The 24,048-nt window shown below is 67.4% G+C and carries 20 protein-coding genes and 1 riboswitch; of the genes, 10 read left to right on the forward strand and 10 right to left on the reverse strand.

Features of this window, described 5'->3' with window-relative positions; translation table 11 throughout:
• Positions 1–21: 21 nt before the first annotated feature.
• A complete protein-coding gene (locus AC3B6A_RS13185; protein ID WP_488403323.1) occupies positions 22–183 on the reverse strand; it encodes a hypothetical protein in 162 nt (53 codons plus the stop codon).
• 396 nt (positions 184–579) lie between these two features.
• Here AC3B6A_RS13185 and AC3B6A_RS13190 point away from each other — a divergent pair, with 396 nt between their 5' ends.
• Together AC3B6A_RS13190 and AC3B6A_RS13195 are read left to right on the forward strand one after the other, a co-directional pair.
• A complete protein-coding gene (locus AC3B6A_RS13190) occupies positions 580–903 on the forward strand; it encodes a helix-turn-helix domain-containing protein (protein ID WP_488403325.1) in 324 nt (107 codons plus the stop codon).
• Positions 903–2,129, forward strand: a complete 1,227-nt coding sequence (locus AC3B6A_RS13195) for a type II toxin-antitoxin system HipA family toxin (RefSeq protein WP_488403327.1) — start codon at positions 903–905, stop codon at positions 2,127–2,129. Before AC3B6A_RS13190 ends, AC3B6A_RS13195 begins: the two co-directional genes overlap by 1 nt.
• A gap of 27 nt (positions 2,130–2,156) precedes the next feature.
• Here the strand turns inward: AC3B6A_RS13195 and AC3B6A_RS13200 are convergent, their stop codons facing one another.
• Positions 2,157–3,080: a LysR family transcriptional regulator gene (locus AC3B6A_RS13200; protein ID WP_488403328.1), complete on the reverse strand. Its 924-nt coding sequence runs from the start codon at positions 3,078–3,080 to the stop codon at positions 2,157–2,159.
• Between the two features lie 420 nt (positions 3,081–3,500).
• Here AC3B6A_RS13200 and AC3B6A_RS13205 point away from each other — a divergent pair, with 420 nt between their 5' ends.
• The 8 genes from AC3B6A_RS13205 to AC3B6A_RS13240 all read left to right on the forward strand — a co-directional run bounded on the left by AC3B6A_RS13205 (position 3,501) and on the right by AC3B6A_RS13240 (position 12,623).
• Positions 3,501–4,853 (forward strand): MFS family transporter, encoded by a 1,353-nt coding sequence (locus tag AC3B6A_RS13205; RefSeq protein ID WP_488403589.1) that lies wholly within the window; start codon positions 3,501–3,503, stop codon positions 4,851–4,853.
• Between the two features lie 230 nt (positions 4,854–5,083).
• Positions 5,084–6,247 carry an acyl-CoA dehydrogenase family protein gene (locus tag AC3B6A_RS13210; protein ID WP_488403329.1) on the forward strand — a complete coding sequence of 388 codons (1,164 nt, stop codon included), beginning with the start codon at positions 5,084–5,086 and terminating at the stop codon, positions 6,245–6,247.
• A gap of 16 nt (positions 6,248–6,263) precedes the next feature.
• Complete coding sequence (locus AC3B6A_RS13215) at positions 6,264–7,466, forward strand: CaiB/BaiF CoA transferase family protein (protein WP_488403331.1); 1,203 nt, start codon at positions 6,264–6,266, stop codon at positions 7,464–7,466.
• 42 nt (positions 7,467–7,508) lie between these two features.
• Positions 7,509–8,273 carry an electron transfer flavoprotein subunit beta/FixA family protein gene (locus AC3B6A_RS13220; RefSeq protein WP_488403332.1) on the forward strand — a complete coding sequence of 255 codons (765 nt, stop codon included), beginning with the start codon at positions 7,509–7,511 and terminating at the stop codon, positions 8,271–8,273.
• Positions 8,273–9,217, forward strand: a complete 945-nt coding sequence (locus AC3B6A_RS13225; protein ID WP_488403334.1) for an electron transfer flavoprotein subunit alpha/FixB family protein — start codon at positions 8,273–8,275, stop codon at positions 9,215–9,217. The genes AC3B6A_RS13220 and AC3B6A_RS13225 overlap by 1 nt, the downstream gene beginning before the upstream one ends.
• Before the next feature lie 24 nt (positions 9,218–9,241).
• Entirely contained in the window at positions 9,242–10,069 is an 828-nt protein-coding gene (locus tag AC3B6A_RS13230; RefSeq protein WP_488403335.1) for an HTD2 family dehydratase, read from the forward strand.
• A 10-nt stretch (positions 10,070–10,079) separates the two neighbouring features.
• Positions 10,080–10,898 carry an HpcH/HpaI aldolase/citrate lyase family protein gene (locus AC3B6A_RS13235; RefSeq protein ID WP_488403336.1) on the forward strand — a complete coding sequence of 273 codons (819 nt, stop codon included), beginning with the start codon at positions 10,080–10,082 and terminating at the stop codon, positions 10,896–10,898.
• Between the two features lie 462 nt (positions 10,899–11,360).
• Positions 11,361–12,623: an OprD family porin gene (locus AC3B6A_RS13240; protein ID WP_488403338.1), complete on the forward strand. Its 1,263-nt coding sequence runs from the start codon at positions 11,361–11,363 to the stop codon at positions 12,621–12,623.
• 213 nt (positions 12,624–12,836) lie between these two features.
• On the opposite strand, the gene atzF is transcribed toward AC3B6A_RS13240, so the two are convergent.
• The 8 genes from atzF to AC3B6A_RS13280 all read right to left on the reverse strand — a co-directional run bounded on the left by atzF (position 12,837) and on the right by AC3B6A_RS13280 (position 24,047).
• Positions 12,837–14,645 carry an allophanate hydrolase gene (atzF, locus tag AC3B6A_RS13245; RefSeq protein WP_488403339.1) on the reverse strand — a complete coding sequence of 603 codons (1,809 nt, stop codon included), beginning with the start codon at positions 14,643–14,645 and terminating at the stop codon, positions 12,837–12,839.
• A gap of 75 nt (positions 14,646–14,720) precedes the next feature.
• The gene (uca, locus tag AC3B6A_RS13250) at positions 14,721–18,389 is read right to left on the reverse strand and encodes an urea carboxylase (protein WP_488403340.1); all 3,669 of its coding nucleotides are present in this window, start codon (positions 18,387–18,389) and stop codon (positions 14,721–14,723) included.
• Between the two features lie 261 nt (positions 18,390–18,650).
• Positions 18,651–19,286 carry an urea amidolyase associated protein UAAP2 gene (locus tag AC3B6A_RS13255; RefSeq protein WP_488403341.1) on the reverse strand — a complete coding sequence of 212 codons (636 nt, stop codon included), beginning with the start codon at positions 19,284–19,286 and terminating at the stop codon, positions 18,651–18,653.
• Between the two features lie 11 nt (positions 19,287–19,297).
• Positions 19,298–20,017, reverse strand: a complete 720-nt coding sequence (locus tag AC3B6A_RS13260) for an urea amidolyase associated protein UAAP1 (protein ID WP_488403342.1) — start codon at positions 20,015–20,017, stop codon at positions 19,298–19,300.
• 10 nt (positions 20,018–20,027) lie between these two features.
• Positions 20,028–20,831, reverse strand: a complete 804-nt coding sequence (locus AC3B6A_RS13265) for an ABC transporter ATP-binding protein (protein WP_488403344.1) — start codon at positions 20,829–20,831, stop codon at positions 20,028–20,030.
• Positions 20,828–21,643, reverse strand: a complete 816-nt coding sequence (locus AC3B6A_RS13270; RefSeq protein ID WP_488403345.1) for an ABC transporter permease — start codon at positions 21,641–21,643, stop codon at positions 20,828–20,830. Before AC3B6A_RS13270 ends, AC3B6A_RS13265 begins: the two co-directional genes overlap by 4 nt.
• Positions 21,644–21,772: 129 nt before the next feature.
• Entirely contained in the window at positions 21,773–22,837 is a 1,065-nt protein-coding gene (locus AC3B6A_RS13275; protein WP_488403347.1) for a putative urea ABC transporter substrate-binding protein, read from the reverse strand.
• A gap of 58 nt (positions 22,838–22,895) precedes the next feature.
• Positions 22,896–22,994: riboswitch (guanidine-I (ykkC/yxkD leader) on the reverse strand.
• A 207-nt stretch (positions 22,995–23,201) separates the two neighbouring features.
• A complete protein-coding gene (locus AC3B6A_RS13280) occupies positions 23,202–24,047 on the reverse strand; it encodes an ABC transporter ATP-binding protein (RefSeq protein ID WP_488403349.1) in 846 nt (281 codons plus the stop codon).
• Between the last annotated feature and the right edge of the window lies 1 nt (position 24,048).

The following is a 24,048-nucleotide window of genomic DNA, read 5'->3' on the forward strand; positions in this document are numbered from 1 at the left end:
GTTGAGTCGTCATGCGATGGCTCAAACCGTGCTGTTATTCACTGCCTCCGGAATTACTGCATGGACTTCTACCACTGTTGCGTCCTGATTGTTGGAATGAGACATCGTGGATACGAAAGCCATCAGGGTGAAGAAAATGGCGAGGATAGCGAGAAGGGGAAGATAACGGGGTTGCATGGTCATGGAATCAGTCCTCAATGACAGGTCAGTGAGGATTAACTTACGAATACTTTCTGAAACTACCCTTAATCGGTGGAAGTTGAAGTCCTCAACTGTTCTGCCAGCTTGAAAAAGCTGCATTGGAGCGGCTTTTCGTAAACAGGTTTTCGATACCTGGCACACGCCGGGACGCGCTCGTCGTGCCGGGGCCCGGTCTCGACAAGACAGGCTCGGACAGGTTCGTGATCGGGTGCCGTGGAAGAGCCTTTTCACTCGCTCATGAACGGGCTTATGGGCAACGAAATGATTCGTTATGATTTATTAGGTGTCATTTCGAGCACCCATAAATAGGGTTTTCTGATCTTTGTATGACTCCTTGTGATACTCTATGTATCATAAGGTCGCTCAAGGTCATCCATTATGAAGCACTACTTTCCCGTGCAGAGCGCGAACTCCCTGGTTCGCATCGGCCTGATGGTCAAACAGGCCAGGCTGGACCAGGACCTTCGCCAGGTCGACCTGGCGGAGCAGGCTGGGGCGACGTTGCGCACGGTGCGCCGGATCGAGGCGGGAAATGTGGAAGGGGTATCCCTGCGGGACTTCATGATCGTGCTGTTCATCCTGGGGCTTTCGGAGCGGGTCTTCCCGGCTCCGCTCGAGGGCGATCCGTCCACGGCGCAGATACAGGCCGCCACCAGCGACAAGCGGGTCCGCTTGCGCAAGGCGAGCCAGGAGGACTTCTGATGTCCAGCGCCTATATCTACATGGAGCATCCGGATAGCGGCGAGCTGGTCACCCTGGGGAAGCTGAGCCTGGCGCCGGGGCAGGGCACCTTCGTGTATGCCCCGGCGGTGGTCGAGGGGCGGATGTGGGTTCCAGACCCGATTCGCTATCCGCTGTCGCCGAGGCCCTTCACCGTGCGCAAGAACGGCGGCGTGCCGGGCTTCATCGACGATGCCATGCCGGATGGCTGGGGCGAGCGTCTGCTGCGCCGGGCCTTCAAGGGTGATCTGGACCCGATCCAGCTTCTGCTCAAGTCGCCCAACGAGGACCGCGCCGGCAACATCATGGCCGGCGACCACAGGACCCCGCGCGAGGGCCTGGGCGAAAAGCCGCAGAAGATGCTGGAGGCCAGGGGGCTGGACCAGTTCATCGCGGTCTGCGATGCGGTTTACGACAGCCAGCTCAGCGACGAGCAGCTGGCTGCCCTGAAGATCCGCGACCAGCGCTCGGCCATTGGCGGCGCACGGCCCAAGCGGACCTTCAGAAGCGATTCGAAGCTGATCCTGGCCAAGCCGCGCGACAAGTTCGACGACTACGACCTGCCCTCCATCGAGCACGCCTGCCTGTCGTTCGCCCGGGCCAAGGGTTTCGGCGTCGCCAACACGTCCATCCATTACGGCGAGAAGGCCAATACCTTGCTGGTCGAGCGCTTCGACCGGATTTACCACCCGGGCGAGAAGCGCTTTCGCAGGGTGCCGATGCTCAGTGGCCTGACGCTGCTGGATGCGGAGTGGAAGAGCCAGGGCTACCAGGACTGGATCTATGCCGCGCTGGCGGACGAGCTGTTCCGCCGGGGCGCGCCGGACGCGGACAGGCGCGAGCTGTATCGGCGGATGGCCTACAACGCCCTGGTGGGCAACAGCGACGATCACCCGCGCAACCATGCGGTGATCTGGCGCGGCGATACCTGGCGCTTGTCACCGATGTACGACGTGCTGCCGATCCTCAACGAGGGGCCGGCGAAAGCCTTGTCCATGGCGGTTGGCATCGACGGGCGGATTCTCGACCGGGCCAATCTCCTGAGCCACCACCTCCATTTCGCGCTGACGAGGGGCGAGGCGGAAAGCATCCTGGACGAGGTGGCTTCCTGGGAGGCGGAACTGAAGGCCCACTATGCGCAGTTCCTCCGCGGCGCGGAACTGGATGCCGCCGTCAACGCCACCAGTGGCGCCAGGTTGCTGGCCTGAGCGGATGCCCTGCGTGCCGGGCGCGCTTCACAGCAGGTGGCCGGCCCAGATCTTGCGCTCGACCAGTTCGGCGGCGATCCCGGTGAAGACCTCGGCGACGTAGCGCGTGGCCGGGCTGATCTTGCGGTCCGCCGGGTAGGCGATCACCAGTTTGCGCATCGGTGTCGGTTCCACCAGTGGCGCGGCGCACAGGCTGCCGTCCTGGATGCGGCTGTAGATCGAGGCGAGCGGCAGTATGGTCCAGCCGAAGCCATGGGTGATCAGGTCGATCATGGCGCCGAAGGAGTCGGCTTCCACCGAGGTGCGCAGCTTGATGCCGATCTGTCGCGCGCACTCGTCGAGTATCTTGCGCAGGCCGTGGCGCGGGCTGGGCAGGACCAGCTCGTGCCCGGCGAGGTCGGCGAAGGCGACCGGTTGTTCCAGGCTCAGGCCGGCACCCCGGGGCGCCACCAGCATGAGGTTCTCCATCATCACCGGGACGATGCGCAGCGTGTGCAGCGGCTGCGGGTCGTAGGAGATCGCCATCTCCAGGTCGCCGCGTTGCAGCCAGTCCAGCAGGTAGCCGCTGAAGGCCGAGGCGAAGCGGATGCCCAGGTTCGGGTGCGCGGCCTTGATGCGGCTGACCAGGGGCACGGTGATGATTTCCGCCACCGTCGGCGTGGTGCCGATGACCACGCTGCCGCGGTAGACGCTGTTCCCGCCGGCCACCGCGCCACGGATGGCTTCCAGCTCGTCCATGATGCGCGTGGCGTGTTCCAGCACCTCGCGCCCCAGTTCGGTGATCTCCATGCCGCGTCCGTGGCGGTCGAACAGGTAGCCGCCCAGCTCGCGCTCCAGCTGGCGGATCTGCCGGCTGAGCGCGGGCTGGGCGATGTGCAGGCGATCCGCGGCCTTGCTGAGGCTGCCCAGTTCGGCAACGTGGATCAGGGTCTTGAGCTGGACGACATCCATGGGGCGATATGACCGGAGCGGGTGAGAGGGGCGAGTCTAAACGCTCTCGGCGGGGCGCGGCATCGCCTGCGACCGGGGCCTTCGCGCCGGCGTGGCGCTGCGGGCCTTGTCGCGGCTGGCCTGGCGCCCCAGCTATAGAATCCGAGCATAGCTGATAGATGGCTGGCCCACCTTATGGAGGGCCGGGGGCAGGAGTAGTTTCGCCACACACCGCCTTTGTGCGGCAAGACAACAACAAGACTCCAGAGGTCCGCCCCCATGATCGCCACCTTGCCGTTCGACCCCGCCGAATCTCCTTCTCGCGACACGTGGCGTCAGTCCGCCGCGCCGCTTCGCCGTCGCTGATCACCTCCCGCAAATCCGCCAGGCCGCACCCGCACCCGCATGCGGTCACGGCCAGTGCTCGCCCGAGAAGGGGTAATAACCATGACTACATCGCACGCTACCGCGCCCGACCAGCCGAAAAGCCGCGCCCGCGCCATCCTCGGCGCCTGCTCCGGCAACCTGGTCGAGTGGTATGACTTCTTCATCTACGCCTACACCTCGATCTACTTCGCCAGCCGCTTCTTCCCCCAGGGCGACCAGACCAGCCAGCTGCTGGCCACCGCCGCGGTGTTCGCCGTGGGCTTCTTCATGCGCCCGCTGGGCGGCTGGATCTTCGGCTGGCTCGCCGATACCCGGGGCCGCAGGGTCTCGATGATCATCTCGGTATTCATGATGTGCGCCGGCTCGCTGCTGATCGCGGTGATGCCGACCTACGAGACCGTCGGTGTCGCCGCGCCGGTGATGCTGCTGCTCGCACGGCTGGTCCAGGGGCTCTCGGTGGGCGCCGAATACGGCACCGGGGCGACCTACATCAGCGAGATCGCCACCCCCGGCCGGCGCTGCTTCTACGGCTCGTTCCAGTACTTCACCATCATCTTCGGCCAGCTCCTGGCGCTGATGACCGTGGTGCTGCTGCAACAGTGCCTGAGCAAGGCGCAGCTGAGCGAGTGGGGCTGGCGGATTCCGTTCTTCATCGGCGCCTGCGCCTCGGTGGTGGTGGTCTACCTGCGCCGCTCCATGCACGAGACCGCCTCGCGCCAGGACATGCACAAGAAGGAGGCCGGCTCGCTCAAGGGCCTGCTGCAGCACAAGCGCGCGGTGCTGCTGGTGGTGGCCTTCACCATCGGCGGTTCGCTGTACTTCTATACCTTCACCACCTACATGCAGAAGTTCCTGGTGATCTCCGCCGGCTTCGCCCCGGAGACGGTGAGCTTCATCATGACCTCGGCGCTGGTCTGCTACATGCTCGCCCAGCCGCTGTTCGGCCTGCTCGCCGACCGCCTCGGGATCAGGACCCACATGCTGATGTTCTCCGGCCTGGCGATGCTGCTGGTGGTGCCGCTGCTCTACGCGATCCAGGCCAGCCACAACGCCTTCGTCGCCTTCGCCCTGATCCTCGCGGGACTGTGCATCTCGGCGATCTACACGCCGATCGCCGGCATCCTCAAGGCCGAGCTGTTCCCCGCCAGCGTGCGCGCCCTCGGCGTCGGCTTCCCCTATGCGGTTGGCAATGCGCTGTTCGGCGGCACGGCGGAATACGTGGCGCTGAGCTTCCGCGCCCAGGGCTCGGAGAGCCACTTCTATTTCTACGTCGCCGCCGTGGTCGCGGTGACCTTCATCGCCTCCGTGCTGATGCCCAACCTGTCGCGCCACGGTTACATCAGCGGTGACGGCAATGTCGAGGCGCACACCGGCTGGCGCCGCCGGTGCACTCCGCTGGCCAGCTAGGCCCGGAGTCCTTCCCGGCAGTGACGCCGATGCCCGGACGGCATCGCCCGGCCCCTTCGCGGGCGCCCTGACGCCCTTTGTCGATGGGCGCCCATGCCCGATGGGCATATCTAAAAGGCCAAAAGGGTAGTCGCCGCGGGCCGCGGGCCTGCGCAGAATCGAAAAGACGAACAACGCAACCACCACAGGGGTTGCCGAACCCGGCGCAAGCCGGTCGAGGAGACAGAACGATGAGCCGTTACGACACCGAAGAACTCAATGCCATCCGCGACGGCGTGCGCGCCCTCTGCGCGGAATTCCCCGCCGAATACTGGCGCAAGGTCGACGAGGAGAAGGGCTTCCCCGAAGCCTTCGTCAGCGCCATGACCGAAGCCGGCTGGCTGAGCGCGATGATCCCGGAGGAATACGGCGGCTCGGGCCTGGGCCTGGCCGAAGCCTCGGTGATCCTGGAGGAAGTGAACCGCTGCGGCGGCAACTCCGGCACCATCCACGGGCAGATGTACAACATGTTCACCCTGCTGCGGAACGGCAGCGAGGAACAGAAGCGCTACTACCTGCCCAAGCTCGCCAGCGGCGAGCTGCGCCTGCAGTCGATGGGCGTCACCGAGCCGACCACCGGCACCGACACCACCAGGATCAAGACCACCGCCGTGCGCCGTGGCGACAAGTACGTGGTCAACGGCCAGAAGGTGTGGATCTCGCGCATCCAGCACTCCGACCTGATGATCCTGCTGGCGCGCACCACGCCGCTGGCGGAAGTGACGAAGAAGGTCGACGGCATGTCGATCTTCCTCGTCGACCTGCGCGAGGCGATCGGCAACGGCCTGACCGTGCAACCGATCGCCAACATGGTCAACCACGAGACCAACGAACTGTTCTTCGACAACCTGGAAATCCCCGCGAGCAGCCTGATCGGCGAGGAAGGCAAGGGCTTCCGCTACATCCTCGACGGGCTCAACGCCGAGCGCACGCTGATCGCCGCCGAGTGCATCGGCGACGGCCGCTGGTTCATCGAGAAGGCCAGCCAGTACGCCCGCGACCGCGAGGTGTTCGGCCGCCCGATCGGGAAGAACCAGGGCGTGCAGTTCCCCATCGCCGAGGCGCACATCGAAGTGGAAGCGGCCGACCTGATGCGCTGGCGCGCCTGCGAGGAGTACGACGCCGGGCGCAATGCCGGCGCGGCGGCGAACATGGCCAAGTACCTGGCGGCCAAGGCCAGCTGGGAGGCGGCCAACGCCTGCCTGCAGACCCACGGCGGCTTCGGCTTCGCCAACGAATACGACGTCGAGCGCAAGTTCCGCGAGACCCGCCTGTACCAGGTGGCGCCGATTTCCACCAACCTGATCCTCTCCTACGTGGCCGAGCACCTGCTCGAGCTGCCGCGCTCGTTCTGACCCCGGAGGAATGCGCATGAGCCTCAACGCCGCTGGCCGTCCCCTCGACGGCATCACCGTGGTCAGCCTGGAACACGCCATCGCCGCGCCGTTCTGCACCCGCCAGCTGGCCGACCTCGGCGCCCGGGTGATCAAGGTCGAGCGCCCCGGCGTGGGCGACTTCGCCCGTGGCTATGACGAGCGCGTCAACGGCCTGGCCTCGCACTTCGTCTGGACCAACCGCTCCAAGGAAAGCCTGGCGCTGGACCTCAAGCAGCCCGAGGCCGGCGCGGTGATGGACAGCCTGCTGGCGAAGGCCGACGTGCTGGTGCAGAACCTCGCGCCCGGCGCGGCGGCGCGCATGGGCCTGTCCTTCGAGGCACTGCATGAGCGCTTCCCGCGCCTGATCGTCTGCGACATCTCCGGCTACGGCGCGGGCGGCCCCTACGAGCAGAAAAAGGCCTACGACCTGCTGATCCAGAGCGAGGCCGGTTTCCTCTCGGTCACCGGCGGGCCGGGCGAGGACGAGATGGCCAAGGCCGGCTGCTCCATCGCCGACATCGCCGCCGGCATGTACGCCTACACCGGCGTGCTTTCCGCGCTGCTGTTGCGCGGGCGCACCGGCGAGGGCAGCCATGTCGATGTGTCGATGCTGGAAAGCCTGGTGGAGTGGATGGGCTACCCGATGTACTACGCCTTCGACGGCGCGCCGCCGCCACCGCGGGCCGGCGCGGCCCATGCGACGATCTATCCCTACGGGCCGTTCCCGGTGGGCGATGGCAGCAGCGTGATGCTCGGCCTGCAGAACGAGCGCGAGTGGACGCTGTTCTGCAATCAGGTGCTGCTGCGTCCGGAGCTGGCCGAGGAGGAACGCTTCGCCGCCAACTTCAAGCGCGTGGCCAACCGCGACGCGCTGCGCGCGATCATCGTCGAGGTGTTCGCCGGGCTGGATTTCGACGAGGTGATCGCACGGCTCGAACGCGCGCAGATCGCCAACGCGCGGGTCAACGACATGGCCGGCGTCTGGGCGCACCCGCAATTGCAGGCCCGCCAGCGCTGGTGCCCGGTGGGCACGCCCAACGGCGAAGTGCCCGGCCTGCTGCCGCCGGCCAGCAGCAACGCCTTCACCCCGCGCATGGACCCGGTGCCGGCCCTCGGCGAACACACCGAGGCGCTGCTGGCGGAAATCGGCCTGCCAGCCGGGCAGGTGGAACAGATACGCCGGGCCGGCAAGCGCTGAGCGCCGCCCCGATTGCCATCCAACACGGATTTCGAGAGTCCCATGAAAGTACTGGTCAGCGTCAAACGCGTGGTCGATTACAACGTCAAGGTCCGCGTCAAGGCGGACAACTCCGGCGTCGATCTCGCCAACGTCAAGATGTCCATGAACCCCTTCTGCGAAATCGCCGTGGAAGAAGCCGTGCGCCTGAAAGAGCAGGGCGTCGCCACCGAGATCGTCGCGGTCTCCGTCGGCCCGGGCGCCGCCCAGGAGCAACTGCGCACCGCGCTGGCGCTGGGTGCCGATCGCGCCATTCTCGTTGAAGCCGTCAAGGGAGAGGGCAACGATGAGCTGAATTCCCTGGCCGTCGCCAAGGCCCTGAAAGCCATCGTCGACATGGAGCAGCCGCAGCTGGTCATCCTCGGCAAGCAGGCCATCGACAGCGACAACAACCAGACCGGCCAGATGCTGGCGGCGCTCTCCGGCTACGCCCAGGGCACCTTCGCCTCCAAGGTCGAAGTCGCTGGCGACAAGGTCAACGTCACCCGTGAAATCGACGGCGGCCTGCAGACCGTCGCCCTGAATCTGCCGGCGATCGTCACCACCGACCTGCGCCTGAACGAGCCGCGCTACGCATCGCTACCGAACATCATGAAGGCGAAGAAGAAGCCGCTGGAAGTCCTCACGCCCGACGCGCTGGGCGTTTCCACGGTCTCGACCCTGAAGACGCTCAAGGTGGAAGCACCCGCAGCCCGCAGTGCCGGCATCAAGGTGACGTCGGTGGCCGAACTGGTCGAGAAACTGAAGAACGAAGCGAAGGTGATCTGATGGCTGTTTTGGTTGTTGCAGAACATTCGAATGGCGCGCTGGCCGCAGCGACGCTGAACACGCTCAGCGCCGCGCAGAAGATCGGTGGCGAGATCAGCGTGCTGGTCGCTGGCCAGAACGTCGCTGGCGTGGCCGAAGCCGCCGCCAGGATCGCAGGCGTTGCCAAGGTGCTGGTCGCCGACAACGCCGCCTACGCTCACCAGCTGCCGGAGAACGTCGCTCCGCTGATCGCTGCTGTTGTGAAAGAGAGTGGGGGCAAGGGCTACAGCCACGTGCTGGCCGCCGCCACCACCAACGGCAAGAACTTCCTGCCGCGCGTCGCCGCCCTGCTGGACGTCGACCAGATCTCCGAGATCATCGACGTGGTCAGCGCCGACACCTTCAAGCGCCCGATCTACGCCGGCAACGCCATCGCCACCGTGCAGTCCTCGGCCGCGATCAAGGTCATCACCGTGCGTGGCACCGGCTTCGACGCCGCGGCTGCCGAAGGTGGTTCCGCCGCGGTTGAAGCGGTTTCCGGCCCGGCCGATGCCGGCAAGTCCGTCTTCGTCGGCGAAGAGCTGGCCAAGTCCGACCGTCCGGAACTGACCGCTGCCAAGATCGTCGTTTCCGGCGGCCGCGGCATGGGCAACGGCGACAACTTCAAGATCCTCTACGCCCTGGCCGACAAGCTGGGCGCCGCCGTTGGCGCTTCCCGCGCCGCGGTCGACGCCGGCTTCGTGCCGAACGACATGCAGGTCGGCCAGACCGGCAAGATCGTCGCGCCGCAGCTGTACATCGCGGTGGGCATCTCCGGTGCCATCCAGCACCTGGCGGGCATGAAGGACTCCAAGGTCATCGTCGCGATCAACAAGGACGAAGAGGCGCCGATCTTCCAGGTTGCCGACTACGGCCTGGTCGCCGACCTGTTCGACGCCGTGCCCCAGCTGTCCAACGCCGTTTGAATCCCGTCCCAGGAGTATTCCGACATGAGTGAAATCGATCTCTCCGCGTGGATCGGCCGTACCGAGGAAACCCGTGACCAGATCAGCCGCAATCTGGTCAGGCGCATCGCCGCCACCCTGGGAGAACCCGCCCCGGTCGAGGGTGAAGCCTTGCCCGCGCTGTGGCACTGGGCCTTCTTCCAGGACCCGGTGTTCGAATCCGCGCTTGGCGAGGATGGCCATCCGGCCCGCGGTGGTTTCCTGCCGCCGGCGGATAACCGCAATCGCATGTGGGCCGGCAGTCGGATCGAGTTCATCGAGCCGCTGAAGGTCGGCGCCGAGGTGACGCGGATTTCCACCCTCCTCGATGTGCAGGAGAAGCATGGCCGGACCGGGTCGCTGCTGTTCGTCACCGTGCGCCACGATCATTTCCAGGATGGCCGCCTTGCCCAGCGCGACGAGCAGGACATCGTGTACCGGGAGCCCACGCCACCCAGGCTGTCAGGCTCGGACCCGCTGAAGAGCGGCGCCTGGCGGGAAGCCGTCGAACCCAGCCCGACCCTGCTGTTCCGCTATTCCGCGGTTACCTTCAACGGCCACCGCATCCACTACGACTGGCCTTACGTCACCGAAGCGGAGGGCTATCCGGGGCTGGTGGTGCATGGGCCGCTCATCGCCACGCTCAACCTGCGCGCGTTCTGCCGGGCCAATCCGCAAGCGCGTTTGCGCCGCTTCGCATTCCGGGGTTTGCGTCCGCTGATCTGCCCCGAACGCTTCGAGGTGGGCGGCGAGTTGCTCGGGGAAGGCAAGGCGCAGGTCTGGGCCGGCAACGAAGCCGGGCTTGCCCAGGTCGGCGAAGTGGAATTCGAGTGAGGACGAAAGCATGAACAAGACTGCCATCCGATCCGCGCTGTTCGTTCCGGCCACCCGCCCCGAACGTATTCCCAAGGCGCTGGCCAGCGGCGCCAGCCGGGTGATCGTCGATCTGGAGGACGCGGTGGAGGAAAGCCTCAAGCCCCAGGCGCGGAACAATCTCGACGCCTTCCTCGCGGAGCATCCCGAGGCGCAGGTCCTGGTGCGGGTCAACGCACCCGGCCATCCGCAACACGAAGCAGACCTCGCGCTCTGCCAACGCCACCCGGGCGTGGTGGGCGTGATGCTGCCCAAGGCCGAGTCCGCCGAGCAGGTCAGGCGGGCGGCGGCGACCGGCAAGCCGGTGTGGCCCATCATCGAAAGCGCCCGAGGTCTCTGGGCCGTGGCGGAGGTGGCGGGTGCGGAGGGCGTGGAACGCCTGTCCTTCGGAAGCCTCGACCTGGGCCTGGACCTCAACCTGACCAGCGGCAGCGAAGCCGCCGAGCAGGTCATGGGGCATGCCCGCTATGCCGTGCTGCTGCATTCCCGGCTGGCGGGCCTCGCTCCGCCCCTGGACGGCGTCTACCCCGACATCAAGGATCACGAAGGCCTGGCCCGTACCGCGGGTTTCGCCCGCGACATGGGCTTCGCCGGCCTGCTCTGTATCCACCCCAGCCAGGTGGCGGTGATTCACCAGGCCTTGCGGCCGAGCGATGCCGAAATCGACTGGGCCCGCCGGGTGATTGCGGCAGCGGCCACGGGAGAGGGCGTGTTCGTACTGGACGGCGCCATGGTCGACGCCCCGGTGATCGGCCGCGCCCGCAGCCTGCTGGAGCGGGCAGGGGAGTGAGTTCGTGCGGTGCCGTCGCCACAGCCGTGTGAAGTACGACAGCGGCGCTTATCTGCACGACGTGTTCCGAGAACCTGCCGGGCGTTATCCGGGGCGGCGAATCATCGTGGCGCCAGTCCTGGTTTCCAAGCGGGCAGCGTTCGATGAGCGGATGGCTGTTCTGCAAACGCCCGGAGTTTCAAGCGAATCCACCCGTACTGGGTAGCAGGGAAGCGGGGATACCGGCAGTCCACCCGATTGCCGGAAGTTCACCGTCACGGATGGGGTGGAAATATCCAGAGCCACGACCTTTGGATGTTCTTCGACAGGGCGCGGCCCTTGGCTCGTTACACGGGCCAGGGGCCGATCGCCACGCACGTTCATACCAGGGAAACATATAGCGGGATCGTCACTGACTCCCCGCGGGAAGTTTGCACGCCCTTGCATTACCTCACCGCTTTAATAACAACAAGAGAACAAATCATGCATCGTAATGTCACCGCTTCCAGCTTGCTGTTGGGTAGTTGCAGTCTCTTCTTCATCCCGCTCGCCAGCGCGGAGTTGATCAAGGACTCGAAGGCGAGCCTGGAAATGCGCAACTTCTATTTCAATCGTGATTTCCGCCAGGAGGGCGCCGCCCAGAACAAGGCGGAGGAGTGGGCCCAGGGCTTCCTGTTGCGCTACGAATCCGGCTACACCGAAGGCACCGTCGGCGTGGGCCTGGATGCCATCGGACTGCTTGGCGTGAAACTGGATTCCAGCCCCGATCGCAGCGGCACCGGCCTGCTCAAGCGGGACCGTGAAGCGCCCCGGCGTGCCCAGGACGAATATGGCGAGCTGGGGCTGACCGCCAAGCTGCGGGCCTCCAAGAGCGCCCTCAAGCTGGGCACCCTGATGCCCAAGCTGCCGGTACTGCTGGCCAACGACTCCCGCCTCCTGCCGCAGACCTTCGAGGGCGGCCAGCTCAATTCCCTGGAGATCGATGGCCTGACCTTCGACGCCGGCCGGCTACGCCAAGTGAACCAGCGTGACTCCTCCGATTACGAAGACATGGGCATCACCACCGCCGGGGTGAAGAACATCCGCGCGCGCCAGGCCACCAGCGATGGCTTCGACTTCGCCACCCTCAGCTACAAGTGGACCGACCGCCTCACCACCGGCTATGGCTTCGGTCGCCTGGACGACTTCTATCGCCAGCACATGCTGACGCTGAACCACCTGCTGCCGCTGGGGGCCGGCCAGACGCTGAAAAGCGACCTGCGCTTCGCCCGCTCCACCGACGAAGGTGGCAGCAACGTCGACAACAAGGCCTTCGGCGCGATGTTCACCTACGGGATCGGCGGCCACGCCCTGGGCCTGGGCTACCAGCGCATGAGCGGAGATACCGGCTTCGCCTACGTCAACGGCAGCGACCCCTACCTGGTGAACTTCGTGCAGATCGGCGACTTCGCCAACCGTGAAGAACGCTCCTGGCAAGCCCGCTACGACTACAACTTCGCCACGCTGGGGGTTCCGGGCCTGACCTTCATGACCCGCTACCTTTCCGGTGATGGCGTGGAACTGGGCGCCGGCCGCGAGGATGGCAAGGAATGGGAGCGCGACACCGACATCGCTTACGTGGTGCAGAAGGGGCCGCTGAAGAACCTTGGCGTCAAATGGCGAAATGCGACGGTTCGTTCGACAAACTTCGGTAGCGATATCGATGAGAACCGCCTGATCATTACCTACACATTGCCGCTCTGGTAATGAAACAGCGATAAGGAAAGTTGCATCACGGAACCCACTCATTCAATGCGGTAGTTGCCAGCGGAATCAGTGCCGACCTCGATAGCAGGGGCAACTTTGTTGAAAGGGTTTCGGAATAGATGAATGGAAAAGGAAAAGGGCCCGCTTGGGCCCTTTTTTAACTGCGTTTAACCCGCTGCTGTTCCAGGTGCCGATGCACACTCATCCGTGGTGTTACCCGCGGCTCGTCAACCACGCCCGCCAGCCACCGAAGCGGCTGATGTCCTCGGCGCCATCGAGTCCCCAGGCGTCGCAGATGAAGCCGGTTTCCCAGCTGCCGTCCTCCAGCTGCACCTTGCCCAGCCCCAGCGGCGCCGGGATGCCGGTGAGGAAGGAGCCCAGCTCGGCGCTGGGCAACTCCCAGACTTCCACCTTGATGGCCACGCCGCCCTCGGCCACGCGCAGCATGCCCGGGCGCAGCGGCGGGCCGCCGGCCAGGGCGTAGAGCTTGTACGCCGGCGCGCTGCGGGTGGCGCGCAGGAGTCGGCCGCCGCGCTGGCGCAGTTGCCCGTTCAGCGCCAGGCCGTCCAGGTGCGCGCCGCACACCACCAGGCGCGCGCGGTCGTTGCGCGCGGCGCTGGTGGCGGAGGCCGGGGCGATGGCATTGCCGCCGGCGAGCGGCAGCTTGTGCCGGCGCTGCAGGGCGTCGGCCATGCCGAGCAGGTACTGGTCGGTGAAGGCGCGGCCGAACAGGGTCACGCCCCACGGCAGGCCGTTGTCCATGATCGCGCTGGGCACGGCGACGGCGGCGTAGTCCAGCAGGTTCATGAAGTTGGTGTAGTAGCCCAGCTCGGAATTGCGCCGCACCGGCTCGGCGTGCAGTTCGTCCAGCGTCACCGGGCGGCCGATGGTGGGCGTCAGCACGCAGTCGAGGTCGGCGAGGATCGCATCGCACTGCGCCTTGAGCTCCTGCAGCCGGTACTGCGCGCGGAACGCCTGCACGGCGGTCGCGCCGGGCGCTTTCGCCAGCACGTCGCGGATCACCGGCAGCACCGCCTGCGGATCGCGCTCGATCAGCTCGCCCGCCACGCTGTAGCGCTCGGCCACCCAGGGGCCTTCGTAGAGCAGGCGCGCGGCTTCGAGGAAGGGCGCGAAGTCGATTTCCCGCGCCTCGCCGCCCAGGGCCTTGAGCTGGCCCTGGGCGTCGGCGAACAGCGCCGGGCCTTCCGGGCAGCCGAAGAATTCCAGCTGATCGGCACGGGGTACGCCGAAGCGGAACGGCCTGGGCGCGCCGAAGGCGCTGGCGTCGTTCCACGCGGGGTTGGCGCGGCTGTAGCCGTCCAGCGGGTCGAGGCGGGCGCTGAGGGCGAGCAGCTCGCTGGCCTCGCTGGCGCTGGCGGTGAAGTAGGTGATGCAGTCCAGCGTGCGGCAGGCCGGCACCAGGCCGTGGTTGGACAGCAGGCCCTTGCTCGGCTTGAGCCCCAGCAGGCCGTTGAGCGCCGCCGGCACGCGGCCGGAGCCGGCGGTGTCGGTGCCCAGGGCGAAGCTCGCCACGCCCAGCGCCACGGCCAGCGAGGAACCGGCACTGGAGCCGCCCGACGGGTACTCCGGCAGCACGCTGTTGCGGCATTCGCCGTAGGGCGAGCGGGTGCCGTTGAGGCCGGTGGCGAACTGGTCGAGGTTGGTCTTGCCCAGCGGGATGGCGCCCAGGTCGATCAGTTGCTGCACCAGCGTCGCGGAAGACTCCGGCGTGTAGGCGAAGGCCGGGCAGGCGGCGGTGGTGGGGATGCCGGCGAGGTCGATGTTGTCCTTGATGGCGAAGGGGATGCCGTAGAGCGGCAGGCTTTCCGGCGACTTGCCGTCCAGCGCGGCGAGGTAGGGCTCCAGTTCTTCCGGGCTCAGCAGGTGGATGAACAGGTGGTAGTCCGGGTTCAGCGCGGCGGCCTTGTCGCGCAGTTCGGCGATCAGCTGGCGCGGCGTGGCGCGGCCTTCGCGGTAGGCGGTGCGCAGGGTGGCGAGGCGGAGGTCGAAGGTGTTGGGCATGGTCGTGTTTCCTTGGGGCCGATCAGTTCAGTGCGCGGGCGCCCTCTCATCGAGAGGGCGCTTTCCAGCGTTCGCTCAGGCTTCTTCCATCACCACCACCCGCTGCCCGGCGCGCACCGGCGAGCCGGGCTGCACGCGGACTTCGCGCACCACGCCGTCGCGCGGGGCGGTGAGGGGGATTTCCATCTTCATGGATTCGAGGATCACCAGGACGTCGCCGGCCTTCACGCTGGCGCCGGCTTCCACCTGCACCTGCCAGAGGTTGCCGGCGATGTGGCTTTCGACGGCGTGCTGGCCGGCGCCCAGCGGGGCGTCCTCGCCGCTGTCGACGGCGGCTTCCTCGCTCTCGAAGTGCGCCTGGCCGGAGGCGATCCAGCGTTCGCGCTCGGCGGCGAAGGCGGCGCGCTGGTGGCGGCGGAAGGCGTCGATGCTCTCGGCTTCCCCGGCGAGGAACCGCTGGTAGTCGGCCAGGTGCAGTTCGCTGTGCTCGATGCGCAGCGGGTAGCGACCGAGCGGGAAGTCGCGGCGGATGCGCAGCAGTTCCCCGGCGGACACCGGGTAGAACCGCACCTGGTCGAAGAAGCGCAGCAGCCAGGGCTTGCCGTCGAATGCCGCGACCTCGCGGTAGCGGTTCCACATCTGCAGGGTGCGGCCGACGAACTGGTAGCCGCCGGGGCCCTCCATGCCGTAGACGCACATGTAGGCGCCGCCGATGCCCACGGAGTTTTCCGCCGTCCAGGTGCGCGCCGGGTTGTACTTGGTGGTCACCAGGCGGTGGCGCGGGTCCAGCGGCGTGGCCACCGGCGCGCCGAGGTAGACGTCGCCCAGGCCCATCACCAGGTAGCTGGCCTCGAACACCGTGCGGTACACCGCCTCCAGGTCCGGCAGCTCGTTGATGCGGCGGATGAACTCCAGGTTGCTCGGGCACCAGGGCGCGTCCTTGCGCACGGTGGTCATGTATTTCTCGATGGCCAGCTGGCAGGCCGGGTCGTCCCAGGACAGCGGCAGGTGCACGATGCGCGAGGGCACCTTGAGGTCCCGCGCGGCGCAGACCGCGTCCCACAGGCCGGCGACGGTTTCCAGCAGGCTTTCCAGCGGCAGGATTTCCGGCTGGTAGTGCACCTGCAGCGAGCGGATGCCGGGGGTGAGGTCGATCACGCCGTCGAGGTGCTTCGCCTCCAGCGCCTGCATCAGGGCGTGGGCGCGGAAGCGCAGCACCAGGTCCAGCTCGGGCTGGCCGATCTCCAGCAGCAGGTGGGTGTCGCCGGAAAGGCGGGCGACCAGGCGGGTGTCGTCTTGGCCGAGGTCGAGGACGATGGGGGAGGTGAAATCGGCGGCGCCGAAGTTGGATGGTGTGCCTGTAGGAGCGAGCTTGCTCGCGAACGCTTTTTGCTGGTGATCCCGAAGTTGTGCAGGTTCGCGAGCAAGGGCTGAGGCGCCCCCCTCGGTCCTACGAAAAGCAGCAAGCTCGCGGGCGGTGGCGATGTCCACCGGCAGGAAGCGCACCTTGTCCCCGGCCTTGAGCTGGCCGAGCTGCCAGAGGTCGGCCTCGATCACCGTCACCGGGCAGACGAAGCCGCCCAGGCTCGGGCCGTCCGGGCCGAGGATCACCGGCATGTCGCCGGTGAAGTCCACCGCGCCAATGGCGTAGGGGTTGTCGTGGATGTTCGACGGGTGCAGCCCGGCCTCGCCGCCGCTCTCGCGCACCCATTCCGGCTTCGGGCCGATCAGGCGCACGCCGGTGCGGCTGGAGTTGAAGTGCACTTCCCAGTCGGTGGCGAAGAAGGTCTCGATATAGGCCGGGGTGAAGTATTCCGGCGCGCCGTGGGGGCCGTAGATCACGCGGATCTGGCGCACGGCCGGCAGCTCGGTGCGCAGCTGCGGCGGCAGGCTGGCGCCGTGGCCGGTGTCCGTCAGCTCCGCCAGGTGCAGCACGTCGCCGGCGCGCAGCGCGCGGCCGCCGTGGCCGCCGAACTGGCCGAGGGTGAAGGTGCTCTTGCTGCCCAGGTAGTCCGGCACCTGCAGGCCGCCGCGCAGGCACAGGTAGCTGCGCGCGCCGGCGCCGCCGACGGTGCCGAGGCTGAGCGTGGCGCCGGCGGCGATGAACAGCGCGGTATCCATCGGCTGCTCGACGCCATCCAGGCTGATCGGCAGCGCCGCGCCGGTGATGGCGACCACCGCGTCGGTGTTGAAGCGCAGGCTCGGGCCGCTCATGGTGATTTCCAGCGCGGCGGCGCCTTCGGGGTTGCCCAGCAGGACGTTACCCAGGCGCAACGCGCGGTCGTCCATCGGCCCGGACGGCGGCACGCCCACGGCCCAGTAGCCGAGGCGGCCGGGGTAGTCCTGCACGCTGGTCTGGGTGCCGGCGCCGAGCACTTCGACGGTCTGCGCGCGGTAGCGCAGGCCCTCCAGGCAGCGGGTCCAGGGCGAGCCGCTGGCGAAGGGCGCATCCGCCAGAATCTGCCGCAGGTAGTCGCGGTTGCATTCCACGCCGTAGAGCAGGCTGCCTTCGAGCGCGCGGTCGAGGCCGGCGCTGGCCAGCTCGCGGGTCGGCGCCCAGGCGATGAGCTTGGCGATCATCGGGTCGAACCAGGGCGGAATCTCGCAGCCGGCCTCGACCCAGGTGTCGATGCGCAGCGCCTTGCCGTCCGCCGGCGGGAACTGTACGGCGGTGAGCAGCCCGGGGCAGGGCTGGAAGTCGCGGCCCGGGTCTTCCGCATACAGCCGCGCCTGGATGGCGTGGCCGCCGGGCTCCAGCGCGGCGGCCAGTTCGGCCAGTGGCGGCAGGTCGCCGGCAGCCAGTTCGATCATCCAGCGCACCAGGTCGACGCCCCAGACCTGCTCGGTGACGCCGTGCTCCACCTGCAGGCGGGTGTTCACTTCGAGGAAGTAGAAGCGCTGCGCCTCGCTGTCGTAGACGAACTCCACGGTGCCGGCGCTGCGGTAACGGACCGCCTTGGCCAGCTGGATCGCCGCCGCGCAGAGCGCTTCGGCCATGCCGGCGGGGAGGTTGGGCGCAGGGGTTTCCTCCAGCACCTTCTGGTTGCGCCGTTGCACCGAGCAGTCGCGCACGCCGAGGGCGATCACCTCGCCCTTACCGTCGCCGAACACCTGCACTTCCAGGTGGCGGGCGCGCTGGATGTATTTCTCGATGAACACGCCGGAGTCGCTGAAGTTGTTCTGCCCCAGGCGTTTCACCGCGTCGAAGGCGTCGCGCAGTTCGTCCGCCGAGCGGCACACGCGCATGCCGATGCCGCCGCCGCCGGCGGTGCTCTTCAGCATCACCGGGTAGCCGACCTGTTCGCCGGCACGCAGGGCGGCGTCGAGGTCTTCCAGCAGGTCGGTGCCTTCGAGCATCGGCACGCCCTGTTCGCGGGCCAGGGCGCGGGCGGTGTGCTTGAGGCCGAACAGGCGCAGCTGCTCCGGCGTCGGGCCGACGAAGGCGATGCCGGCGGCTTCGCAGGCTTCGGCGAAGGCGGCGTTCTCGGAGAGGAAGCCGTAGCCGGGGTGGATGGCCCGGGCGCCGCTGTCGCGGGCGGCTTGAAGAATCTTCTCGACCACCAGGTAGGTGCTCGACGCCGGGCCCTCGCCGAGGCTGATGGCCTGGGCGGCCTGCTGGATGTGCAGGCTGGCGGCGTCGGCTTCGGAGTAGACAGCCACGCCGTCCACCCGCAGGTCACGAAGCGTGCGCAGGATGCGGCAGGCGATGGCGCCGCGGTTGGCGATCAGGAGCTTGTCGAACATGAGGGCGTCCCCATGGGGTGGCGGGCCGTCCCGCCGTCATTCGGTGCGCGCCACGGTCGTCCGTGGCGCTGGAGCTTTTCGTAGGAGCGAGCTTGCTCGCGAACCCGGCCTAGCTCCGGTGCTCGGACGAGATCTGTTCGCGAGCAAGCTCGCTCCTACAGGTTCTCAGCGTCGGGCTGCATTGGGCGCTGCGGCTCTGGCTGAGGAGGAAGAGCCAGCGCCGCAACGCTTGCAGCTTTCCGCTTGCCGCTTGTGGCTGCTTCACTCCCATACCAGCAGCTCCGCCGGGGTCGGGTTCCAGCCGTTGCAGGGGTTGTTCAGCTGCGGGCAGTTGGAGATCAGGACGATGACATCCATGTGCGCGAGCAGCTCGACGTACTTGCCGGCGCCGGAGATGCCGTCCTCGAAGGTCAGCCCGCCCTCGGCGGTGACCGGCACGTTCATGAAGAAGTTGATGTTGTGGCTGATGTCGGCCTTGCTCAGGCGGCCGTCGTGCAGGCTGGCGCGCAGGAAGTTGTCGCGGCAGCTGTGCATGTAGCGCTTGTCCAGGGCGTAGCGCACGGTGTTGCTTTCCTGCGCGCAGGCGCCGCCGAGGGTGTCGTGGCGGCCGCAGGTGTCGGCGACGATGCTCAGCATCGGGTTGCCGAGGTTGGACCAGAGCACGCTGCCGGCGCTGAGGTAGACCTGCCCCTGCTTGCGCAGGGTGCGCTGCACGTCGTAGCGCTCGCGCGGGTTGGCGGCGCTGAAGAACAGGGTGTCCACCGCCTGGTTGCCTTCCAGGTCGAGGATGCGCAGGGTCTGCCCGGCTTTCAGCTGGGTGAGGCTGGGTTCGCCGGCCGGGATCAGGGTGCGCGAGACGCAGGCTTCGGGGTGTTTGTCGCTGGGGACGATGGGCATGTTCGCGCTCCTCAGATGAACAGGCGTTCGGTGTTGTGGAAGCCGCGGCCGTTCTCCGGCCGCGAGGTGCGGCAGAGCACGCTGATGCCGTCGGCGGCGACCTGCTGCCAGGTCAGGCCGATGGGCCGGGGCGCGTAGTCCGGGTTCGGGTCCAGCGGGTGCTGCAGGGCGGTGAGCACCACGAGGCAGTCCATCGGCGCGTAGAGCTCGACGTAGTCGCCGGCTTTGGAGTTGTCCGGCGCGAAGTGGAAGCAGCCGTCGGCGTCGACGTCCACGCGGCTGAACAGGTTCAGGCACATCAGGAGGTCCTGCAGGCGCATGTCCCACTTGCCCATTTCCACCAGCAGGTTGTCCACGCCGTTGCGGTGGAAGCTGTTGCGCAGTTCCTGGTAGCGGCCCGCGCCGTACTTTTCCTGCACCTCGGCGGCGTTCAGCACGCCGCCGAAGCTGTCGTGCCAGCCGCAGCTGTCGGCGGTGATCGCCGCCAGCACGCGGCCCATGTCCGAGTACAGGCAGTGGCCGGCGGTGAGGCGCGCGGTGTGCTGGCACTTGAGGCTGTCGGGCAGGTTCAGCCGCTCGCTTTTCTCGGCGGCGTTGAACAGCAGCACGCTGACGTTGCCGCCGCCTTGGAGGTCGGCCAGGCGCAGCAACTGGCCGCGCTTGAGGACGAAGGAGGTGTGGCCGCCGCCGGGGACGGTTTCTTCGTAGAGCGTGGTGCGCAGGTCATTCATGTCGGATTCCTCAGTAGGCCGGCGTGAGCAGCGGTGCGGCCGTTTCCAGGCGCGCGGCGAGCGTTTCAGGCAGGGCGGCGCGTGCGGCCCGGCGGTCGGTGTTGAGCGGGATGTCGTAGGTGATGCGGGCGCCGTAGGCGGTGGGCGCCTGCGGGTCGTGGCGGACCTTGTCGAAGACCAGCAGGCGGGTGCCCAGGCTGAAGCCCTCGGCGAGGTCGTGGGTGACCATGAACACGGTGAGCCGGGTCTCCTGCCACAGCTCCAGCAGCAGGGCGTGCATGTCCTTGCGGATGCCCGGATCGAGGGCGCCGAAGGGTTCGTCGAGCAGCAGCACGCGCGGCTTCATCACCAGCGCCTGGGCGATCGCCAGGCGCTGCTGCATGCCGCCGGAGAGGGCTGTGGGGTACTGCTTGAGCGCATGGCCGAGGCCGACGCGCTCGAGCAGTTCGGCGGCCTGCTCGCGGGCTTCGCGCTTGGCCGCGCCGAACAGCCGGCCGAGCAGCGGCGAGCGCGGCAGTTCCAGGCCGAGGGCGACGTTGTCGAGCACGGAGAGGTGCGGGAACACCGAGTAGCGCTGGAACACCACGCCACGGCTCGGGTCGGGCTCGCCCACCAGCGGCTGGCCTTCGAGCAGCAGTTCGCCGAGGCTGGGGCGCTCCTGGCCGAGCAGCAGGCGCAGGAAGGTCGACTTGCCGCAGCCGGAGGCGCCGACCAGGGTGCAGAACTCGCCTTCCTGCACGTCCAGGTTGAGGCGTTCCAGCACCACGTTGCCGGCGTATTCCTGCCAGACATTGCGCACGGAAATGAAGCTCATGCCTTGGCTCCTTCGTACCAGGGGAAGGCGCGCCGGGTGAGCGCGCGCAGTGCCCAGTCCATCAGCCAGGCCAGCGCGGTGATCCACACCACGTAGGGCAGGATCACGTCCATCGCCAGGTAGCGGCGCACGAGGAAGATGCGGTAGCCCAGGCCGTCGGTGGAGGCGATGGCTTCGGCGGCGATGAGGAACAGCCAGGCCGAGCCGAGCATCAGGCGCAGGGAGATCAGGAGGCGCGGCATCAGCTGCGGCAGCACCACGCGCAGGATCAGCGTCCAGGTGCTGGCGCCCAGGGTCTGCGCCTTGATCAGCAGTTCGCGGGGGATTTCCCGCGCGCGCTGTTCGATGTCGCGGGCGATGCAGGGGGCGACGCCGATGACGATCAGCACCACCTTGGACAGCTCGCCGAGGCCGAAGACGATGAACAGCACCGGCAGGATCGCCAGCGGCGGGATCATCGACAGCACGGTGAGCAGCGGCGACAGCGGCGCGCCGAACAGTGGCACGCTGCCGGCGGCGATGCCCAGCACCAGGCCGAGCAGGGCGGCGATGGACAGGCCCACGCCCAGGCGTTGCAGGCTGGCGCCGGTGTCCTTCCAGAACAACACGTCGCCGCTGCGCTTGTCTTCGCTGAAGGCCAGGCGGTTGACCGCGTCGGCCATCTGCGCGGCGCTGGGCAGCAGCTTGTCGTTGGGGTTCTCCGCCAGCCGCGACGTGGAGCCTGCGAAGTAGGCGAACAGCAGCAGGGCGAAGGGCAGCAGCACCAGGAACAGGCGGCCGCTGCGGTCGGGGGTTCGGTTGATCAGGCGCATGGGGCGTACCTGTCTATTGGGAAGGGTGCTGTCTGCAGGAGCGAGCTTGCTCGCGAACGGTGTTCAGCTTGGCGCCCAGGCGTCATGCGGTTCGCGAGCAAGCTCGCCCCTACGAAAAGCCAAAGAGCCTCAGAGCTTGCCGTCGGCCGCCATCTGCACGTAGGTCGGGTCGAAACGCAGCTTGAGGTTCTGCGCGTCACCGGTGGCGACGCCGCCGGCGAAGCTCATGCCGACGGCTTCGGCGCTTTTCGCGCCCTCGCCGAGCAGGCCGTGGGCGAAGGAGAAGGCCGCGACCTTGTCCATGGTCGCCGGCAGCTTCGGGCTAGTGGCGAAGGCCAGGGCTTCCTTGGGCGTGGCAAACAGCCGGGTGGTGGCGAGCTGGCTCCGGTAGCCGGCGAGGTCGGTGCCCGAGGCCTTGGCCATGTGCTCCAGCGCGGCGCGGGTCTCGGCGCTGTCGCCCTGCATCAGCGCCACGGTCTCGAACCAGGCGCCGGTCAGGGCCTTGCCCAGGGCGGGGTTGTCTTTGAGCACCGCGCTGTTGACCACCATCATGTCCATGATCTCGCCGGGAATCCGGCTGGAGTCGAACACCTCGGTGGTGCCCGGCTTGGCGCGGGCCTCGGCGAGCATCGGGTTCCAGGTGGTCACGGCCTGCACGTCGTCGGTGTTGAAGGCGGCGGCGATGTCGGCGTCGGAGGTGTTCACCGTGGTTACGTCCTTCTCGCTGAGGCGGGCGTTTTCCAGGGCGCGGGCGAGCAGGTAGTGGGAGACGGAGAGCTCCACCAGGTTGACGTTCATGCCCTTGAGGTCGACCAGGGTCTTGCCGTCGCCCTTGATGACGATGCCGTCGTTGCCGTTGGAGAAGTCGCTGACGATCAGCGCGGTGGAGTCCACGCCGCCGGCGGCGGGGATGGTCAGCGCGTCCATGTTGGTCATGGTGCAGCCGTCGAACTGGCCCGCGGTGTACTGGTTGATCGACTCGATGTAGTCGTTGAGCTGGGTGACCTTGATCTGGATGCCGTACTTCTTCGCCCACTTGTCGACGATGCCGTGGCTGGCGGCGTATTCCCAGGGCATCCAGCCTGCGTAAATGGTCCAGCAGAGGTTGAAGCTGTTCTTCGCGGCGGCGGAGGTCGAGAGGCTGAAGGCGGCGAGGCCGGCGGCGAACAGGGCGGTCAGAAGGGGCTTGCGCATGGACAATCTCCAGGTCGGTTGTCGGGCGGGCAGGAGTCGGGCGGCAGGTGTCGCTCTCGTCTCCCGGGCTTTTGTCCCGCCGTGTAACCTCGCTGGAGGTCGATGACTCTCGGACCAGTCACTCGCCGCGCGAGCCGGAACCCTAGTCATCCATTGTCAGATTGTGGTGCCGCTCTCCGGTGATCCGGGTGGCTCCTGCACAGAGCGGTAAATGCGAATGTCATGCCAACCACGGATGCGGCCGTCTCAGCAGGGCCGCAACGCTGCCTCGCGGCCTCCGAACATCGTTTTCCGTGCGTTTACGCCCCCAAAAGAGGCGAGGCGCTGCGTTCTGGTGCGTGCCGCCGCACCTCATTCCGCCGGGTCAGGCCGGCGCCGCCGTGCGGGTCAGCTGCTCCAGCAATTCCAGGTCGGTGCTCATGCCGGAGGTCTCGCGGATGCGCGCGAGGATGTCCTTCTTCAGGGCGATGAATTCCGCCGACATCTTCATGTCCTGGTTGCGCTCGGCCGGCAGCGGCACCTCGTAGATGCTGTCGATGCGGCCGGGGCGCGGCGCCATCAGCACCACGCGGCCGCCCAGGTAGATGGCCTCGTCGACGTCGTGGGTGACGAACAGGATGGTGCTGTTCTCCAGGCGGTGCACGTGGCGGATCAGGTCGTGCATCACCTCGCGGGTCTGCGCGTCGAGGGCGCCGAAGGGTTCGTCCATCAGCAGGATCTGCGGCTTGGGCATCAGCGCGCGGGCGATCGCCACCCGCTGCTGCATGCCGCCGGAGAGCTGGCTGGGATAGGCCTGGGCGAAGGCCGACAGGCCCATCAGGTTGAGCAGCGCGTCGGCGCGGCCGCTGGCGACTTCCACGTCGGCGTCGCCGCGCACGGTGTCGGACACCACCTTGAGCCGGCGGCAGAAGCGGATGTTCTCCATCACCCGCAGCCAGGGGTACAGGCTGTAGTGCTGGAAGACCATCGCGCGGTCGATGCCGGGGCCGTCCACCGCGCGGCCGTCGACGAGGATTTCGCCGCCGCTGTGGCGCTCCAGGCCGCCGATGCTGCGCAGCAGGGTGGATTTGCCGCAGCCCGAGGCGCCGACGAAGGTGACGAATTCGTTGGCGCGGATTTCCAGGTTCACGTCCTGCAGCGCCTGCACCTGCCGGCTCTGGCTGCTGAACAGCTTGTCGACGTGGCGAATGGCGATCTTGTTCTGGTGCATC

The sequence above is a fragment of the Pseudomonas sp. B12(2026) genome (assembly GCF_057767015.1).